The sequence below is a fragment of the Rhodanobacter spathiphylli B39 genome, assembly GCF_000264295.1.
In the GTDB taxonomy this organism is placed as follows: domain Bacteria; phylum Pseudomonadota; class Gammaproteobacteria; order Xanthomonadales; family Rhodanobacteraceae; genus Rhodanobacter; species Rhodanobacter spathiphylli.
The window spans coordinates 22,455-41,964 of sequence record NZ_AJXT01000071.1; the positions used below are offsets into that span (position 1 = coordinate 22,455).

Consider the following 19,510-nt stretch of genomic DNA (forward strand, 5'->3'; position numbering starts at 1 on the left):
CCGTTAGGCTGGGATCACCTTACGTGGCAAGGGTGATCCGATGCTTACGACGCTGGTGGCAAGCAGCAAGGGTGGTTGCGGCAAGAGCACGCTGGTGACGCAACTGGCGTCGCACTGGGCACAGGCGGGGCAGCACACGGCCATCGTCGACGGCGACCGGCAACATTCCAGCTTCCACTGGGCCGAACTCCGCCCGGACAATGTCCCCGGCGTGCTGGCGCTCGAAGGCGGTCGACGCGGCCTGCAGCGGGTGCCGCCGGACACGCAGCAACTGCTGATCGACACCCCGGCCGGTTCCACCGAGCGTGACCTCGAGCCCTACCTCGAATCGGCCAACGTGCTGCTGGTGCCGGTGCTGCCGTCCTCGTTCGACCTCGACGCCACCCTGCACTTCCTCGACGAGCTGCGCTCGATCAACCGCATCCACCGCGGCAAGCTGCCGGTGGCGCTGGTGGCCAATCGGCTCAAGCCGTGGACCCACGCCAGCCAGGACGCGGTGGCCCGGCTCGCCGAGCAGTCGCCCTTCCCGATCGCGGCGCAACTGCGCGACAGCCAGGCCTATGTGCTGCTGGCCGGCCTCGGCAAGGGCATCTTCGACTACCAGTCCGAACAGGTCCGCAGTCACCAGCAGGACTGGAAGGCCTTGCTGCGCTGGATCAAGCGCCAGCATTGAAACACGCTCCCTGATGCATCCCGCGCGCCTCGCGCAACCACTGCCGGAGTTTCCCATGCACGAATTGATCCTGTTGCGCCACGCCGAAGCGGTGCCGATAGAAGCCGCCGGCGAGGATCGGCACCGTCCGCTGAGCAGCCGCGGCGAGCAGGAAGCCCAGGCCGCAGGCCTGTGGCTGGCTTCGCACAAGCTGCGTCCGGACCGGGTGCTCTGCTCGCCCACCTTGCGCACCGACGAAACCACCCGGCTGGCGCTGGCGGCGATCGACAACGCCCCGGTGCCGCAGCAGGCGGCCGAGATCTACGACGCCTCGCCCGGCGAGCTGCTGGCCCTGCTCGACCAGCACGACGACGCCGGCACCGTGCTGCTGGTCGGCCACAATCCCGGCATCGAGCGCCTGGTCGCGCTGCTGGTCGAAGGCCGCTCCGACGAATTCCGCGGCATGCCCCCGGGGGCGCTGGCCGTGCTGCATCTGAACGGCTCGCTGGAGCCGGGCAACGCGCGACTGGACGCCTTCTGGTCACCCTGACCCGCGGCTCCGCCCCGCCCGGCGTTTCGCCGGCATCGACGCTTCCCGTACCGTGCTGGCGGCCGTGCGATCACGGCCGCACCGGGCACAGCACGTATCATCTGCCCATGTCCGTTACCTGCCGATTCCTGCTACCACTGCTGCTGGCGCTGACGCTGCTGCAGGGCTGCACCGTGTCGCGGGCGCAGATCCGCCGCGCCGACGCGGTGGTGGCCGCCACCACCAACCGCAGCAGCAGCTGCGACCGGCCCGACCATTGCGCCACGCCGTCGCCGCTGCGGGCCGCCGCCGAGGCGGCCGTGGCCGCGTCCACGCCGGCGCAGCCGGTGCATGTGGTCACCCTGCTCGACGACAGCGAGCCGGCGCTGGCTGCGCGGATCAACCTGGTGCGGGCGGCGCAGCAGTCCGTCGACGTGCAGACCTTCATCTGGGACCAGGACGACGCCGGCCAGCTGATGCTGGACGAACTGGTGCGCGCGGCCAGGCGCGGCGTGCGGGTGCGCATCCTGGCAGACCAGCTGTTCTCGTTCGGCAACGTCGACCTGCTCGACCGGCTGGCCCGGATCAGCCCGAACCTGGAGGTGCGGCTGTACAACCCCACCTTCCACAAGGCGCGCACCCAGCCACTGGAGTTCGCCGCCGGCGTGCTGTGCTGCTTCATGCAGTTCAACCAGCGCATGCACAACAAGCTGTTGCTGGTCGACGGCCTGATCGGCATCACCGGCGGGCGCAACTACCAGGACCGCTATTTCAACTGGGACGATGCCTTCGACTACGTCGACCGCGACGTGATGGTGGGCGGCCCGGCCGCCCGCGTGATGGCGGACAGCTTCGAGCTGTTCTGGGCCCATCCCCGCGCGGCGCCGCTGACCCACCTGCGCGATGTCAATGCACGCCTGCTGGGCGACACCACGCCACCGGCCTGGCCGGCGCCGAAGTACCGGCGCCCGCAGCGGGTGGCGCAGCTGCTGCAGGCCGCCGAAGATCCGGCGTGGCTGCAGGCCTGGCTGGTCGACCCCAGCCTGCAGGTGGGCAAGGTCGACTACTTCAGCGACCTGCCGGCCAAGACCGACGCGCCCGACAAGCGGCGCGCGCTGCAGTACACCCGCCACATCATGCGCATGGTCGGCGGGGCGAAGCGCGAGGTCCTGCTGCAGACGCCGTATCTGGTGATGAGCAAGCGCGCGCAACACATCTTCCGCGTGCTGCATCGCCTTCCCGACCCGCCACGGGTAATCGTGTCGACCAACTCGCTGGCCTCCACCGATGCGTTCGCGGTGTATGCGATGTCGTACAAGCACCGCAAGCGCTACCTCACCAAGTTCGGCTTCGAGATCCACGAGTTCAAGCCGCACGCACCCAGCGCGGCGGTGGACAACGAACTGGCCAACCTGGACACCGACACCGCCACGCTGCCGCCGGACATCGTCAGCCCGGACGGTCCGGCGCGCGCCCACTTCCACCTACTGGGCAGCCGCGGCAGCAACAACCGGCCGGCGCCGCTGCACAGCGAAGGCCGGCGCTACGGCCTGCACGCGAAGTCGATCGTGGTCGATGATGCCTTCGCCATGGTCGGCTCGCACAATTTCGACCCGCGCTCGGACCACTACAACACCGAGGCCGGGGTGATCGTCTACGACCATGCGTTCGCCGACCAGCTGCGCCACAGCATCATGCGCAGCGTGCAGCCGGAGAACGCCTGGGTGGTCGCCCCGCGACAGGCGAAGGTGCCGGTGCTGACCGACATCAACCGGGCCATCGGCACGGTGTCGGAAAGCCTGCCGCTGTTCGACCTGTGGCCGTTCCGCTATGCCACCAGCTTCGAGCTCAAGCCCGGCTGCCAGCCGATGCGCGCCACCGATCCGGACTTCTACGCCTGTTACCAGCCGGTCGGCGACTTCCCCGACGTGGCGCTGTCGCCGAAGCTGATCATCACCCGGCTGGTCACCGCGTTCGGCGTGGGGGCCAAGGGCGTGCTGTAGGGGCAGCAGCGGGGAACGGGAAGGACGCAAGGCACTGCGCGCGATGCGGTTCGGTCAGGCAGTGCGGCCGTGCGAAACAGGAACAGTCGTCGTTACGGGACGCCGGCGATGCGGTCGCCCTGCGAGGCGTAGCGCATCGGCAGCTCGCCGCTGAGGCCGTCCGGGTGATCCGCCGGCACGGCAAAGCGCCAGCCGCGCACGCTGCGCAAGGCGTGTTCGTCGAGGACCGGGTCGCCGCTGGACTGGATGAGGCTGGCGGCGCTGACCCGGCCCTGGCCATCGATGTCGACGTGCAGCAGCACGCGGCCATCGAGGTGGCCACGCAACTGCTCCCACGACTGCGAGGTGTCGGCGGGCGTCGCCAGCGGCACCAGCGCCGGCGCCGGCGCGGGCACGAAGGCGGCCTGCACCTCGTCGGCGACGATCCGCGGCGGCTGGGCGCGGCGCGTCGGCACCACGCGCGAACGGAGGTGCGGGCGACGCGGCGCCGGGCGGGCACGCACGGCGGTGGGTGTGTCGACCGTGGCGGCATAGCGCGCCGGCGGGCCGGGCCAGACGCCGGTCTGCGTGCTGAGCCAGCCGGTGCCGGCCGTGCCGACGAGCAGGGCCAGCAGGCTGAGAGTGGAGGTGGTGCGCAGGCGAAACATGGCCGCCTTTATGCACCCGCCCGGGCGAATCGCGGCTGAAGCCGCGGCCCGCTCACCGTTCGAGGATGGCGGTGACGCCCATGCCGCCGGCGGTGCAGATCGAGATCAGGCCGCGGCCCGAGCCCTTCTGTTCGAGCATCTTCGCCAGGGTGGCCACGATGCGCGCCCCGGTGGCGGCGAACGGATGGCCCACCGCCAGGCTGGAGCCGTGCACGTTGAGCCGGGCCGGGTCGATCGAACCCAGCGGCGCATCCAGGCCCAGGCGCTGCTTGCAGTAATCCGCCGACTCCCACGCGCGCAACGTGCACAGCACCTGCGCCGCGAACGCTTCGTGGATCTCGTAGAAATCGAAGTCCTGCAGGCTCAGTCCGTTGCGGGCCAGCATTCGCGGCACGGCGATGGTCGGCGCCATCAGCAGGCCCTCGCCGTGGACGAAATCCACCGCGGCCACTTCCGCGTCGCGCAGGTACGCCTGCACGGTCAGCCCGCGCTGCGCCGCCCAGGCGTCGCTGCCCAGCAGCACCGCGGCGGCACCGTCGGACAAGCCGGTGGAGTTGCCGGCGGTCAGCGTGCCATGGCCGGAACGCTTGTCGAACGCCGGCTTCAGCGAGGCCAGCTTTTCCATGCTCGAATCGGGCCGCAGGAAGCCGTCGCGCTTGAGGCCACGGAACGGCACCAGCAGGTCATCGAAGAAACCTTCGGCATAGGCGGCCGCCAGCTTGTGGTGGCTGTCCAGCGCCAGCTGGTCCTGCGCCTCGCGGCCCACATGCCATTCCTTCGCCATCTGCTCGCAGTGGTCACCCATCGACTTGCCGGTGCGCGGCTCGGCCACGCCGGGAAACGACGGCTTCAGTTCACTGAAGGAGAACCCGCGCAGGGCGGCCTTCAGCTTGTCCATCGGCGTCTTGGCGCGGTTCATCGCCAGCAGGCGCTTGCGCAGGCGGGTGCCGTAGACGATCGGCACGTCCGAGGTGGTGTCCGAGCCGCCGGCGATGCCGGCCTCGATCTGCCCGGCGGCGATCTTGTTGGCGATGATGATGGTGTTGTCCAGCGAAGTACCGCAGGCGCGGGCCGTGGTGATGCCCGGTGTGGTCGGCGCCAGCCCGGAGCTGAGCAGCGACTCGCGCGCCAGGTTCCAGTCCGAGGCGTGCTTGATCACCGCGCCCATCGCCACTTCGCCCAGTTCCACGCCATGCAGGCCGAAGCGTTCGACCAGTGCGCCCAGCACCTTCACCGACATGCCGAAGTTGCCGACATCGGCATAGGCGGTGTTGTTGCGGCAGAACGGAATGCGTACCCCGCCGATGATGCCGACGCGCCTCTGCGTGTTTTCCATGCTCAAAACAGTCCACCACTCAAGTTGGGTCAAGGCTAACCCGCCATGCCGTGCGGCGGAAGCCCAAAACGCTGAATGGTAGAATTGTGCTCTTTGTCCGTGGATGCAAACCCCGTGGAAGCGCAAACGCCGATCGCCCTGCCCATCGTGCTGGCCCTGGAACCGGTCGCGGGCGAGCCGCCGGCGCGCCTGACGCTGACCCGCGACGAAGCCGCCGAACTGGCGGCCCTGGTTGCCACCGACCTGCATGCGCTGGTGCCGCAAGTCGATGCGGCCCGGCTCGCGCTGGCCGGCGCGCTGTTCGACCAGGTCGAATTGCTGCGCCCCGGCTTCCCGGTGTGGAGCACGCTGGACGAACTGGCCCGGCGCGTGCCGCGCGGGCACCTGGAGAACGTGGTGGCCTTCGGCAGCCACGACGGCCACATGCCGGCGCAGCCGCTGGAACCTTCGACCCTCTACGCCGAAGGCCCGATGCGGCTGCTGCCGATGAGCCTGCTGGCCCCGGCGGAACTCGCCGAAGAACTTTCCGACCAGCTGGAGATCCAGCTGGTCGGCCGCGGCGAGACGGGCGCGCTGACCGCCGACTGGCTGATGCGCACGCTGGGCATCCGGCTGGAACACGTGCGTTACCTCAGCCGCAACGACCTGCTGGCGCTGACCTGCGTGCAGTACGAACACGTCAACCTGGCGCCGCTGTGGTCGCTGCTGGAAACCGCGCTGCTGACGCCGTATCGCGAGGAATCCACGATGAGCGCGCGCGGCCTGGCGCTGCGCTACGCGGACGGCAAGGTGCTGGCGCAGTCGCCGTCGCAGTGGCTGGCCGGGCAGGGCGGCGACATCGCCGAACGGGCACACGCGCTGGCCGGCATCGTGTTCGAGCTGCGCCAGTACGCGGCCCTGCTCGACGCCCACCAGCTGCCGTTGCAGTTGCAGCCGGCGCCGACGCTTGCGGTCGAGGCCGGTGACGGCTACCTGCTGGAAACCCTGGCCGCGGCGGACGCCCGTTACGACCCGCCCACCCTGTTTGCGCACGAGGCGCCCGGCCTGGGCGTGGTGGCGATCACCGTCGGCCAGCGTGGCGAGCAGGGTCAGTCGCGGGTGCTGGCGCATGCCTGGCCGCTGAAGCCGCAGGCACTGGGCAGCCTGCTCGCCCTGCTGGCCGATCGCCACGGCAGCGCCGGCGAGCTGCATGCGCTGGGCCGGATCATGCTGGACGGGGACGGCCAACTGGCGGTGCCGGCCACGATCCTCCACTAGCGGGCGGATCGTTCGCCCCCCGTCTGGGCAAACGCCGGAACTCGGCGCATGATGATCCGGCGCCACAGGGGGCGCCACGCTGACGGAAGGACCATGCGGCCGCACAAGTCTGCCGAGGTATTGCCTTCGCTCGCAAACCGGCCGGACTGGTCGGAGAAGGTGCTGCGCGGCACGCCGGTGCTGCTGGCTTACCTCGACCACGAGCAGCGTTTCCGCTATGCCAACGAAACCCATCGGCACTGGCTGGGGCTCGATCCCGCGCGGCTGATCGGCCGGCACCTGGTCGACGTGATCGGCGAGCGCAACCACCGGCTGGCCGGCACGGCGCTGGCCCAGGCCTACGCGGGCACCGCGGCCAGCTACGAGGGCGAGCTGTTCAACGGCAACGAGCGCCGCTACGCGCACGGCAACTTCCAGCCCGACTTCGATCCGGACGGCCACGTCTGCGGCATCTTCACCGCGCTGATCGACATCACCGAACGGCGCACCCTGGAACTGCAGCTGCACGAAAGCGAGCAGCGCTTCTTCAGCGCGTTCCAGCATGCCGCGATCGGCATGGCGCTGACCAAGCCGGACGGCCAGTTCCTGCGGGTCAACGCGGCGGTCTGCCAGATGCTCGGCTATTCGGAGCAGGAGCTGCTGCAGCAGGACATCGGCCGGCTGAGCCATCCCGAGGACGTCGCCGCCGACCAGGCGCTGATGGCCCAGCTGCTGGCCGGCGAGCGCGACTCCTACCAGTTGGAGAAACGCAACTTCCACAAGCTCGGCCACGTGGTGCACATCCTGCTCAGCGTGTCGCTGGTGCGCGATGCGGCCGGGACGCCGCTGTATTTCGTTTCCCAGGTGCAGAACATCAGCCAGCGCAAGGCCTTCGAGGACGCGCTGCACCGCGAGCGCGAGCTGGCCGAGGTGACCCTGCGTTCGATCGGCGACGCGGTGATCACCACCGACCCGCAGGTTCGCGTCACCTCGCTCAACCCGATCGCCGAGGCGATGACCGGCTGGAGCAGCGCCGAAGCGAACGGACGGCCGATCGAGGAGATCTTCCAGCTGTTCGACGCCCAGGGCGGCCTCGCCGTGGCCAACCCGCTGCGCTCGGCGATCGAGCAGAACCTCATCGTCGACCTGGCCGGCAAGACCCTGCTGCGCCATCGCCACGGCTTCGACACGCCGGTGGAGGATTCCTCCGCGCCGATCCACGATCACGCCGGCAACGTGATCGGCGGCGTGCTGGTGTTCCATGACGTCAGCGAGAACCGGGCGCTGGCGCTGAAGATGATCCACCTGACCCAGCACGACACGCTGACCGGCCTGCCCAACCGCAGCCAGCTGCCCGGCCACATCAACCGGGCCATCGACAGCGCCAGCCGGCGCCGCCAGCGCGCCGCGGTGCTGTACATCGACATCGACAACTTCAAGCAGGTCAACGAGCTGGTCGGCCACACCGCCGGCGACCAGGTACTGCGCTCGTTCATCGGCCAGCTGCAGCGCTGCCTGACCGGCGACGAATTGCTCAGCCGCTATGGTGGCGACGAATTCGTGGTGGTGCTCCCGCACGTGGACAGCGCGGGCGAAGCGGCGGTGCTGTGCCGCAACCTGATCACCCACGGCGAACAGACCCGCATCGCCGGCCAGCCGGAGCTGTCGCTGCACCTGAGCATCGGCATCAGCGTCTATCCGGACGACGCCACCGGCGCCGACGAGCTGGTGCAGCATGCCGAGACCGCGCTGATGGCGGCCAAGGCGCAGGGCCAGCACGGCTATCGCTTCTTCACCGCGTCGATGAACGAGCGGGCGCGCGCGCAGCGGCGAATCGAGACGGGCCTGCGCCAGGCCTTGCCGGGCAATCAGCTGAAGCTGCACTACCAGCCGAAGGTCGACGCGCACAGCGGCCGCATCGTCGGAGCCGAGGCCTTGCTGCGCTGGCAGCTCAACGGGCGCGATCTGTACAAGCCGGACCAGTTCATCCCGGTGGCCGAGGATTCCGGGCTGATCCTGCCGATCGGCGCCTGGGTGCTGCGCCAGGCCTGCCGCCAGGCGCGGATGTGGCAGCAGGCCGGGCACGAGATCCCGATTTCGGTGAACGTGTCGCCGCTGCAGTTCCAGCACGCGGATTTCTACACCTGGCTGGACGACGTGCTGGAGGAGGCCGGGCTGGAGTCGCGCCTGCTGGAGCTGGAACTGACCGAACGCATGGTGATGTCCGGCGGCGAGGCGACCACGGGCCTGCTGCAGCGGATCAAGCACCGCGGCGTGCGGTTGTCGCTGGACGACTTCGGCACCGGCTATTGCAGCCTGTCCTACCTGAAGCATTTCCCCATCGACGCGCTGAAGATCGACCGCATGTTCGTGCGCGACATCATCAGCGATCACGACACCGCGACCATCACCAGCGCGATCATCGCGATGGCGCGCAGCCTCAACAAGGACGTGATCGCCGAAGGCGTGGAAACGCGCGAGCAGGGCAGTTTCCTGCGCCACGCCGGCTGCTCGCAGCTGCAGGGTTTCCTGTACGGCATGCCGATGCCGGCCAGCGAACTGCAGAAGCTGCTCGCCGAACCGGTGTCCGCGCCGTAGGGCGTGCCCTGCGCTACGAAGCCGCCGCCAGCGGCATCTCGTACATGAAATAGTGGCAGCGCTGCATGCCCAGGCCTGCGTAGGTTGCCTGGGCGTGGCGGTTTTCGGTTTCCACGTACAGCCGCAGGCCCACCGCACCGGCCGCCGCGGCGCGCCGCTCCACTTCCGCGTACAGCGCGCGGAAGACGCCGCCGCGGCGCGCGGCGGGGATCACGTAGACGCTCTGGATCCACCAGAAATCGCCGTTGCGCCAGTCGCTCCATTCGCGCGTCACCAGCAAGCTGGCAACTGCCGTACCGTCGCGTTCGGCGACCAGGTAGAAGCCGCGCTGCGGCTGCTCGAACACGCCGGCCACGCCGCGCGCCAGGATCGCCGGGTCGAGCTGCTTCTGCTCGGTTTCCCAGGCCATCGCCGCGTTCCACTGGACCAGGCTGGCGACATCGGCGGGTTCGGCGGCACGGATCTGCAGGGGCACGGCATCACTCCCATCGGTGGTGAGGCCACATCCTAGCCTGCGTGGCCTTCACATGCCGCCGCGTAGTTTCTGCGCCGGGGCCGCGCCCGGCGAATGGCCCCTCGCCACGCCGCGCCACGGCCGCCGGGTTTCCCGCCGCGTCCGTCGTCCCCCACCGGCAAGCCACAAGGATGCCCCGTTTGAACATCGGCACTTTCCTCGACCTGCTGAAGCTGCGCCGGTTGAACGCATTCCGGCGCCGGCGCGCCGCCGCGCGCACCCGGCCCGAGCAGGAGCCCGCGCTGCGCGCCGAACTGTTCAGCGCCGAACAGATGGAGCGGCACGGGCGGGCGCTGGCGAGCCAGCACCGGCTCAGCGCGCGGCGCAACGCCGACCTGCTGCTGGCGCGGCTGGCCGACAACGAGGCGGTGCTGACCCACACCTGCGAACGGCTGACCCACGCCACCCGCAAGCGCCTGCGCATCACCCCGGCCGGCGAATGGCTGCTGGACAACTTCTACCTGGTCGAGGAGCAGATCCGCATCGCCCGGCGACACCTGCCCAAGGGCTACAGCCGCGAACTGTCGCGCCTGGCCCAGGGGCCGTCCGCCGGCCTGCCGCGCGTCTACGACATCGCGCTGGAGATCATTTCGCACGGCGACGGCCGCGTCGACGTGAACAGCCTGCAGCGTTTCATCCAGGCCTACCAGGAGGTGTCGCCGCTGAAGCTGGGCGAGTTGTGGGCGATCCCGATCATGCTGCGGCTGGCCCTGATCGAGAACCTGCGCCGGGTGGCCGCCCGGGTGATGGCCGACTGGCGCTACCGCGGCCGCGCCGCGCGCTGGGCCGACAACCTGATCGCCACCACCGAAACCGACCCGAACTCGGTGGTGCTGGTGGTGGCCGACATGGCCCGCTCGGACCCGCCGATGAACGGCCCGTTCGTGGCCGAAATGGCGCGCCGGCTGCAGGGCCAGAGCCCGGCGCTGGCGCTGCCGTTGAGCTGGATCGAGCAGCGCCTGGCCGCATCGGGGCAGAGCGTCGAGCACCTGGTGCAGGTCGAGGCGCAGCAGCAGGCCACCAACCAGGTCACCATCAGCAACAGCATCGGCAGCCTGCGCACGCTGGCGGCGATCGACTGGCGCGACTTCACCGAGCACTGCAGCCTGGTCGAGCGCTGCCTGCGCGACGATCCGGCCGGCATCTACGCCGCGATGGATTTCGCCACCCGGGACCGCTACCGCCACGTGGTGGAATCGATCGCCCGCCAGCACCAGCTGACCGAACTGGCGGTGGCCGATGCCGCGATCGCGCTGAGCGCCGCCGCGGTCGCCGCCGGCCGCGACACGCTGGCGCAACACGTGGGCTACTACCTGGTCGACCGGGGCCGGGTCGAGCTGGAGCGCCACCTGGGCATCCACCCGCGGCTGGCCGTGGTGCTGCGCCGGGCATTCGACCGGGCGCCGCTGCCGATCTACCTGGGCACGCTGGCCGTGCTCACCTTCGCCTTCGCCCAACCACTGGTGGCGGCCGCGGCCCATGACGGCTTGCCGCCGTGGGCGCTGATCGCGATCGCGGTGCCCGCCGTGATCCTGGCCAGCCAGCTCGGACTGAGCCTGCTCAACTGGCTGGCCACGCTGTCCATCGCGCCGCAGCAGTTGCCGCGGATGGATTATTCGCGCGGCATCCCCGCGCACGCGCGCACGCTGGTGGCGATCCCCAGCCTGTTCGCCAGCGAACAGGACGTCGAGGACCTGGTCGAGGCACTGGAAGTGCGTTTCCTCGGCAATCGCGACCAGCACCTGCACTTCGCCCTGCTCACCGACTTCGCCGACGCCGACCGCGAAACCCTGCCCGGCGACGAGCACCTGCTGCGGCTGGCGCAGCGGCGCATCGAGGCGCTCAACGACCGCTACGCCAGCGCCGCGGCCGACCGCTTCTTCCTGTTCCATCGCCCGCGCCGCTGGAATGCCGCCGAGCAGTGCTGGATGGGCCACGAACGCAAGCGCGGCAAGCTGGCCGACTTGAACGCGCTGTTGCGCGGCGGCGGTGGCGCGGCCTTCATGCGCGTGGTGGGCGACATCGCCTCGCTGCCGCCGGTGCAGTACGTGATCACGCTGGACACCGACACCGAGCTGCCACGCGATGCGGCGCAGGCATTCGTGGGCGCCATCGATCACCCGCTGAACCGCGCGGTGTACGACCCCGAACGGCGCCGCGTGGTCAGCGGCTACGCGATCCTGCAGCCGCGCGTGGGGATCAGCCTGCCCAGCACGGCGCGCTCGCGCTACGCCCAGCTGTACGGCAGCGACGCCGGCATCGATCCGTACACGCAGATGGTTTCGGACGTCTATCAGGACGTGTTCGGCGAAGGCTCGTTCATCGGCAAGGGCATCTACGCGGTCGACGCCTTCGAACGCACCCTGGATGGCCGCTTCCCGGAAAACCGCATCCTCAGCCATGACCTGGTCGAGGGTTGCCATGCGCGCTCGGGCCTGCTCAGCGACACGCAGCTGTTCGAAGCCTGGCCCGCCCGCTACGGCGCCGACGTCAGGCGCCGCCATCGCTGGATTCGCGGCGACTGGCAGCTGCTGCCGTGGCTGCTGCCGTGGGCGCCGACCGCGCACGACGGCTGGCGGCGCAACGCGCTGACCGCGTTGTCGCGCTGGAAGATCCTCGACAACCTGCGCCGCTCGCTGGTGCCGGCCGCGCTGCTGGCACTGCTGCTGGTCGGCTGGCTGGTGATCTCGCCGGTGCTGTCGTGGACCCTGGCGGTGCTGGCGATGGTGCTGGTGCCGCCGCTGCTGTCGGCCCTGCTGGACCTGGTGCAGAAGCCGCGCGACGTGGAACTCGACCAGCACCTGCGCGCCGGCCTGCACGACGGCGTGCAGCACTTCGTGCGGATGGCGCTGGGGCTGGCGTGGCTGCCGCACGAGGCGCACTACCATCTCGACGCGATCGTGCGCACGCTGTGGCGAATGGCGGTCAGCCATCGGCACCTGCTGCAATGGCAGACCTCCAGCGAGGTCGAGCGGCGCAGCAGCAACGCGGCCCTGGCGACGTGGCGGCTGATGTGGATCGGCCCCGCGCTGGCGCTGCTGATGATCGTGCTGCTGGCGCTGCAACGGCCGCTGGCGTTGTGGCTGGCCGCGCCGCTGCTGCTGTTGTGGCTGGCCTCGCCGCTGCTGGCCTGGTGGATCAGCCAGCCGCGCAGGCAGGACAGCTTCGTGCCGGATGCGCGGCAGCAGCGCTTCCTGCGCACGCTGGCGCGCCAGACCTGGGCGTTCTTCGACGTGCACGTCAACGCCGCCGAGCACTGGCTGCCGCCGGACAACCTGCAGGAGCAGCCCGGCCCGGTGGTCGCCCACCGCACCTCGCCCACCAACATCGGCATGGCCTTGCTGGCGGGCCTGGCCGCCCACGACTTCGGCTTCCTCGGCACGGCGCGCCTGCTCGAACGCACCCGGCTGACCCTGGACACCATGCAGCGTCTGCCGCGCCACCGCGGCCACTTCTACAACTGGTACGACACCCAGACCCTGCAGCCGCTGGCGCCGATGTACGTGTCGGCGGTGGACAGCGGCAACCTGGCCGGCCACCTGCTGACCCTGTGCCCCGGCCTGCTCGAGCTGATCGACGCGCCGGTGTTCGGCGCGCACCTGCTGCAAGGCCTGCTCGACACGCTGGAACTGCTGCACGACGCACTCGAGCGCGATGCTCCGTCGCAGCTGGTGCCGCTGCGACGCCTGCTGCACGAGGCCATCGCCACGCCGCCGGCATCCACCGGCGCCACGGTGCTGCTGCTCACCGAGCTGCGCCGGCACGTCCATGCGCTGGCCGCGGCGGCGGACGCGCCGGCCGCCGGCGACGCGCGCTTCTGGCTGGATGCCCTGCGCGGGCAGATCGACGAACTGCATGCCGACGCCGTGCTGCTCGAACTCGATGCGCCGTCGGACGAAGCCGTGGGCTTCAGCGGCATTCCCACCCTGCATCAGCTGGCGCGCATCGAACCGTTGTGCTGGCCGGACGCCGCCGACGCCGAAGGCGTACGCGAGCGTGCGTCCGCCCGGATCGCGCTGATCGAACAGCTGGCCCACCTGGCCGAGCAGCTGGCGCAGATGGACTACCGCTTCCTCTACGACAGCACGCGCGACCTGCTGGCGATCGGCTACAACGTCGACCAGCACCGGCTGGACGCCAGCTACTACGACCTGCTGGCGTCCGAAGCGCGGCTGGCCAGCTTCGTGGCGATCGCCCAGGGCCAGCTGCCCAAGGACAACTGGTTCGCGCTGGGCCGGCTGCTGACCACGGTGGGCGGCGAACCGGTGCTGCTGTCATGGACCGGCTCGATGTTCGAATACCTGATGCCGACCCTGGTGATGCCCGGTTTCGAAGGCACCCTGCTGGAGCAGACCTGTCGCGCCGCGGTGGCCCGGCAGATCGAATACGGCAACCAGCTGGGCATCCCGTGGGGCGTTTCCGAATCGGGCTACAACACGCTCGATGCGCACTTCACCTACCAGTACCGTGCGTTCGGCGTGCCCGGGCTGGGCCTGAAGCGCGGGCTGGGCGACGACGTGGTGATCGCGCCGTACGCCAGCGCGCTGGCGATGATGGTGGCGCCCGCGGCGGCCACCCGGAACCTGCAGCGCCTGGCCGGCATCGGGGCGCGCGGCCTGTACGGCCTGTACGAAGCGATCGACTACACGCCGGCGCGCCTGCCGCTGGGCCAGGACGCGGCGATCGTGCGGCAGTTCATGGCGCACCACCAGGGCATGACCCTGCTGGCGCTGGACTACGCCCTGCTGGAGCGACCGATGCAGCGCCGCTTCGAATCGCACCCGCAGTTCCAGGCCAGCAGCCTGCTGCTGCAGGAGCGCGTGCCGAAGACCGCCGCCGAATACCTGCACGCCACCGGCTTCCCCGAGCGCGCCGGCGGCGTTCCCCCGGAGGCGCGGCTGCGCGTGTTCGCCGATCCCGACCGGGCGCTGCCGGCGGTGCAGCTGCTTTCCAACGGGCGCTACCACGTGATGCTCAGCAGCGGCGGCGGCGGCTACAGCCGGCGCGGCGAACTGGCGCTGACCCGCTGGCACGAAGACATCACCCGCGATCACTGGGGCAGCTTCTGCTACGTGCGCGAGGTCGCCAGCAACGCCTGCTGGTCCACCGCCTACCAGCCCACCTGCCGCAAGACCGAGCAGTTCGAGGCGATCTTCTCCGAGGCGCGCGCCGAATTCCGCGTGCGCGAACGCGAGTTCGACGCGCATACCGAGATCGTGGTGTCACCGGAAGACGACATCGAGCTGCGCCGCACCCACCTCACCAACCGGGGTCGCACGCGGCGCACGATCGAGCTGACCAGCTACGCCGAAGTGGTGCTGGCGCCGCCGATCGCCGACGCGCTGCACCCGGCCTTCAGCAAGCTGTTCGTGCAGACCGAGCTGGTGCCCGAGCTGCAGGCGATCGTCTGCACCCGCCGTCCCCGCGCGGCCGGCGAGCACATGCCGTGGATGTTCCACCTGCTGGCCGTGCACGACGCCGACATCGTGGAGATCTCCTACGAAACCGATCGCGCGCGCTTCATCGGCCGCGGCCGCAGCACGGCCGATCCGCAGGTGTTCGATCGCGAGCAGGCGCGACTTTCCGACAGTGACGGCTCGGTGCTCGACCCGATCATGGCGATCCGCTGCCGGATCACGCTGGAACCGGACCAGACCGCCACCATCGACTTCGTCAGCGGTATCGCCGAGCAGCGCGATGGCTGTATCCAGCTGATCGGCAAGTACCGCGACCGCCACCTCGCCGACCGCGTGTTCGACCTGGCCTGGACGCACAGCCAGGTGCTGCTGCGCCAGCTCAACGCCAGCCTCGCCGACGCCCAGCTGTACGAGCACATGGCCACCAGCATCCTGTATCCCAACGCCAGCCTGCGCGCCCAGCCCGCCGTGCTGCGGGCCAACCGGCGCGGCCAGTCCGGCCTGTGGGGACAATCCATTTCCGGCGACCTGCCGATCGTGCTGCTGACGATCACCAGCCCCGCGCGGATCGAGCTGGTGCGCCAGCTGGTGCAGGCGCACGCGTACTGGCGCCTGAAGGGCCTGGCGGTGGACCTGGTGATCTGGAACGAGGACCGCGCCGGCTACCGGCAGGAACTGCAGGACCAGATCATGGGCCTGATCGCGTCGGGCAGCGAGGCCAGCCTGCTCGACCGGCCCGGCGGCATCTTCGTGCGCCCATCGCAGCAGCTGTCCGGCGAGGATCGCGTGGTGATGCTGGCCAGCGCGCGACTGATCCTTGGCGACGCGCGGGGCAGCCTGGCCGAACAGATCGGACGACGGCAACCGGCCGTGCACGCGCCACGCTTCGAGCCCAGTCGTCCGCTGCGCAGCGACGGCGACACGGGCGTGGCGGAAGCCCCGGCGCCGGCCCGGCTGCAACTGGCCAACCTGCACGGCGGCTTCAGCGCCGACGGCCGCGAGTACGTCATCGTGCAGCAGGGCGGGCAGGGCACGCCGGCGCCGTGGTGCAACGTGTTGGCCAATCCGCACTTCGGCACGGTGATCTCCGACTGCGGCAGCGCCTATACCTGGGCCGAGAACGCCCACGAGTTCCGCCTCACGCCCTGGCACAACGACCCGGTCGGCGACGGCGGCGGCGAGGCGCTGTACCTGCGCGACGAGGACACCGGCCAGGTGTGGTCACCGACCCCGCTGCCGTGTCGCGGCCGCGGCAGCTACACCACCCGCCACGGTTTCGGCTACAGCGTGTTCGAGCACGTGGAAGACGGCATCCGCTCCGAGCTGTGGATCTACGTGGCGCTGGATGCCTCGGTGAAGTTCTCGGTGCTGAAGCTGCGCAACAACTCGGGCCGCGCGCGCCGAATCAGCGTCACCGCCTACGTCGAGTGGCTGCTCGGCGACCTGCGCGCGAAGACCGCGATGCACGTGGTGACCGAATCCGACCCGGCCAGCGGCGCACTGTTCGCCCGCAACGCGTACAACACCGAGTTCCCCGATCGGGTGGCCTTCCTCGACGTGGACGACCCGGCACGCGGCATCGATGGCGACCGCAGCGAATTCCTGGGCCGCAACGGCAGCATGCACGCGCCGGCCGCCCTGGCCCGCGCCCACCTGTCCGGACGAGTGGGCGCGGGGCTGGACCCCTGCGCCGCGCTGCAGTCGCAACTCACCCTCGACGACGGCGCCGAACGCCAGCTGATCTTCCGGCTCGGCCTGGGCCGCAACGGCGCGGACGCCGCCGCGCTGGTGCAGCGCTTCCGCGGCAACGGCAGCGCCGCCGACGCGCTGGACAAGGTGCGCGCGCACTGGGCACGCACGCTGGGCGCGGTGCAGGTGCACACGCCCGAGCCCGCGCTGGACGTGCTCGCCAACGGCTGGCTGCTGTACCAGACCATCGCCTGCCGGATCTGGGCGCGCAGCGGCTACTACCAGTCCGGCGGCGCGTTCGGCTTTCGCGACCAGCTGCAGGATTCGATGGCCACCCTGCACGCGGCTCCCGCGATCGCGCGGGCGCAGCTGCTGCTGTGCGCCGCGCACCAGTTCGTCGAGGGCGACGTGCAGCACTGGTGGCATCCGCCGCTGGACCGCGGCGTGCGCACCACCTGTTCGGACGACTACCTGTGGCTGCCGCTGGCCACCGCGCGCTACGTGCTGGCCAGCGGCGACCGCGGCGTGCTCGACGAGACCGCCGGCTACCTCGACGGCCGCCCGCTGCATCCGGGCGAGGAGTCCTATTACGACCTGCCGCAACCCGCCGGCCTGCGCGAGACGCTTTACCGGCACTGCGTGCGCGCGATCGAGCACAGCCTGGACCAGCGCGGCGTGCATGGCCTGCCGCTGATCGGCGGCGGCGACTGGAACGACGGCATGAACCGCGTCGGCGAAGCCGGTCGCGGCGAAAGCGTGTGGCTGGGCTTCTTCTCCGGCGAGGTGCTGACCCGCTTCGCTGAAGTGGCACGGCTGCATGGCGACGAAGCCTTCGCCCAGCGCTGCGAAAGCGAGGTCACGCGCCTGCACCTGGCACTGGAACAACACGGCTGGGACGGCGCCTGGTATCGCCGCGCCTACTTCGACGACGGCACCCCGTTGGGCTCGGCCGGCAACGACGAATGCCGCATCGACTCGATCGCGCAAAGCTGGTCGGTGCTGTCCGGCATGGCGCCGGCCCAGCGGCGGCAGCAGGCGATGGAGTCGCTGAACCGGCACCTGGTGCGCCGCGATGCCGGCCTGATCCAGCTGCTCGATCCGCCCTTCGACAAGTCGGCGCTGGACCCCGGCTACATCAAGGGCTACGTGCCCGGCGTGCGCGAAAACGGCGGCCAGTACACGCACGCGGCGATCTGGGCCACGATGGCCTTCGCCGAATTGGGCGATCGCGAGCGCGCCTGGGAACTGCTGCGCATGATCAACCCCGTCAGCCACGGCAGCGACGCGAATCAAATGGACGTCTACAAGGTCGAACCCTATGTGGTCAGCGCCGACGTCTACGCCGTCGCCCCGCACGTCGGCCGCGGCGGCTGGAGCTGGTACACCGGGTCGGCCGGCTGGATGTACCGGCTGATCGTCGAATCCCTGCTCGGCCTGCGCCTGGAAGCCGGCAAGCTGCGCTTCGCGCCGGTGCTGCCGGCGCAGTGGGACGGCTTCCGCCTGGACTACCGCCACCACGACACGCTGTACCGGATCGACCTGCGGCAAGGCGAACCCGGCACCGTGCCCGCACTGTGGCTGGATGGCGAACCGCAGCCCGACGGACAAATCACGCTGGCCGACGACGGCGTGCAGCACCAGGTGGAACTCAACTGGCCCAGAGCGGAGTGAACCGGCACACGTCAGCGGCCGCGCAATGCATCAACGATCCAGCGGACTCAGCACCCCATGGCCGCCACGATTGAGCACATGCGTATAGATCTGGGTCGTCGCCACGTCCTTGTGGCCGAGCAGTTCCTGCACAGTGCGAATGTCGTAGCCGGACTCCAGCAGATGCGTGGCGAACGAATGGCGAAGCGTGTGCGCACTCACCGGCTTGGCAATGCCGACAGCGCGACACGCTGCCTTCAATGCGCGCGACAGCACCGCATCACCAAAATGATGTCGGCGCTCGACGCCGTCCATCGGGTCAATCGAGCGCTCCGCCGCTGGGAATACATACTGCCAGCCGATTTCGCGCGGTGCGCCCGGATACTTTCGGGCCAGCGCGTGCGGCAACCACACCGCGCCGAACCCCGACGCCAAATCGGCCTCATGCAACAGGCGGGCGCGTTCCATTTCACGGAGCAAGGGTTCCGCCAGTGATCGCGGCAACATGGTGTGCCGATCCTTGCCACCCTTGCCATCACGCACGGTGATTTCATTACGAGCAAAATCCACGTCCTTGATCCGTAGCCGCAACACTTCCATCAGGCGCATGCCCGTACCGTACAAAAGGCTGGCCAATAGCCAGGGACGCCCATCCATCCTTGCCAGCACACGCGTGACCTCATCACGCGAAAGTACGACCGGCACGCGCTGCGGCCGCTTCGCACGCACGACACCCTCCATCCATGGCAGCTCGATATTCAGCACCTGCTTGTACAAAAACAGCAGCGCCGCCAGTGCCTGATTCTGGGTGGCCGCGGCGACCTTACCCTGCACCGCCAACGCCGACAGAAACCCTTCGACCTCGGCTTCGCCCATGTCACGCGGATGCCGCTTGCCATTGGCCAGGATGAAGCGACGAATCCACCCTACATACACCCCCTCGGTGCGGATGCTGTAGTGCTTCAGCCGCAACACGCGCCGCACCTCATCCATCAAACGCGGCGCCGAAGGGCCGCTGACCATACGGTTTATTCCTGCGTTTGCGGGGTCATAAGACATAGCACTTCAATCGGTGAGATATGCAAAGCACATCCTTGCCCAGCCAGATCACAGGCGGCAGCCGGCAAACACCCGTCAAGCCGTAGGATTTGCCTACTTGACGCGCCACGGATCAAAGCTGAACATTCGTTGCATATGCCCCGATGCGGGGTCTAATAAGCGTTGAACTAAACCGCTGTC

The 19,510-nt window shown here is 69.6% G+C and carries 10 protein-coding genes; 6 read left to right on the forward strand and 4 right to left on the reverse strand.

Annotated elements, in window-relative coordinates; all coding sequences use genetic code 11:
• Positions 1 to 40: 40 nt before the first annotated feature.
• The 3 genes from UU7_RS16950 to UU7_RS16960 all read left to right on the forward strand — a co-directional run bounded on the left by UU7_RS16950 (position 41) and on the right by UU7_RS16960 (position 3,184).
• On the forward strand, positions 41 to 673 hold the full coding sequence (locus tag UU7_RS16950) for a ParA family protein (RefSeq protein WP_007810540.1): 633 nt from the start codon (positions 41 to 43) through the stop codon (positions 671 to 673).
• A 55-nt stretch (positions 674 to 728) separates the two neighbouring features.
• Positions 729 to 1,202, forward strand: a complete 474-nt coding sequence (locus tag UU7_RS16955; RefSeq protein ID WP_007810542.1) for a SixA phosphatase family protein — start codon at positions 729 to 731, stop codon at positions 1,200 to 1,202.
• A 107-nt stretch (positions 1,203 to 1,309) separates the two neighbouring features.
• A complete protein-coding gene (locus UU7_RS16960; protein ID WP_007810543.1) occupies positions 1,310 to 3,184 on the forward strand; it encodes a phospholipase D-like domain-containing protein in 1,875 nt (624 codons plus the stop codon).
• Positions 3,185 to 3,276: 92 nt separating this feature from the next.
• On the opposite strand, the gene UU7_RS16965 is transcribed toward UU7_RS16960, so the two are convergent.
• Both UU7_RS16965 and UU7_RS16970 read right to left on the reverse strand, forming a co-directional pair.
• Positions 3,277 to 3,831 (reverse strand): energy transducer TonB, encoded by a 555-nt coding sequence (locus tag UU7_RS16965; RefSeq protein WP_007810545.1) that lies wholly within the window; start codon positions 3,829 to 3,831, stop codon positions 3,277 to 3,279.
• A 52-nt stretch (positions 3,832 to 3,883) separates the two neighbouring features.
• A complete protein-coding gene (locus UU7_RS16970; protein ID WP_007810547.1) occupies positions 3,884 to 5,167 on the reverse strand; it encodes an acetyl-CoA C-acetyltransferase in 1,284 nt (427 codons plus the stop codon).
• A 114-nt stretch (positions 5,168 to 5,281) separates the two neighbouring features.
• Here UU7_RS16970 and UU7_RS16975 point away from each other — a divergent pair, with 114 nt between their 5' ends.
• On the forward strand, positions 5,282 to 6,424 hold the full coding sequence (locus UU7_RS16975; RefSeq protein WP_007810550.1) for a hypothetical protein: 1,143 nt from the start codon (positions 5,282 to 5,284) through the stop codon (positions 6,422 to 6,424).
• A 93-nt stretch (positions 6,425 to 6,517) separates the two neighbouring features.
• Complete coding sequence (locus tag UU7_RS16980; RefSeq protein ID WP_007810552.1) at positions 6,518 to 9,001, forward strand: sensor domain-containing protein; 2,484 nt, start codon at positions 6,518 to 6,520, stop codon at positions 8,999 to 9,001.
• Positions 9,002 to 9,014: 13 nt separating this feature from the next.
• Here the strand turns inward: UU7_RS16980 and UU7_RS16985 are convergent, their stop codons facing one another.
• Positions 9,015 to 9,476: a GNAT family N-acetyltransferase gene (locus tag UU7_RS16985; protein WP_007810554.1), complete on the reverse strand. Its 462-nt coding sequence runs from the start codon at positions 9,474 to 9,476 to the stop codon at positions 9,015 to 9,017.
• A gap of 170 nt (positions 9,477 to 9,646) precedes the next feature.
• Between UU7_RS16985 and UU7_RS16990 the strand changes: the two genes are divergently transcribed.
• Positions 9,647 to 18,292 (forward strand): GH36-type glycosyl hydrolase domain-containing protein, encoded by an 8,646-nt coding sequence (locus tag UU7_RS16990; RefSeq protein ID WP_083846024.1) that lies wholly within the window; start codon positions 9,647 to 9,649, stop codon positions 18,290 to 18,292.
• A 30-nt stretch (positions 18,293 to 18,322) separates the two neighbouring features.
• Here UU7_RS16990 and UU7_RS16995 read toward each other — a convergent pair whose 3' ends face one another.
• The gene (locus UU7_RS16995; RefSeq protein WP_007810558.1) at positions 18,323 to 19,294 is read right to left on the reverse strand and encodes an integron integrase; all 972 of its coding nucleotides are present in this window, start codon (positions 19,292 to 19,294) and stop codon (positions 18,323 to 18,325) included.
• Positions 19,295 to 19,510: the final 216 nt, after the last annotated feature.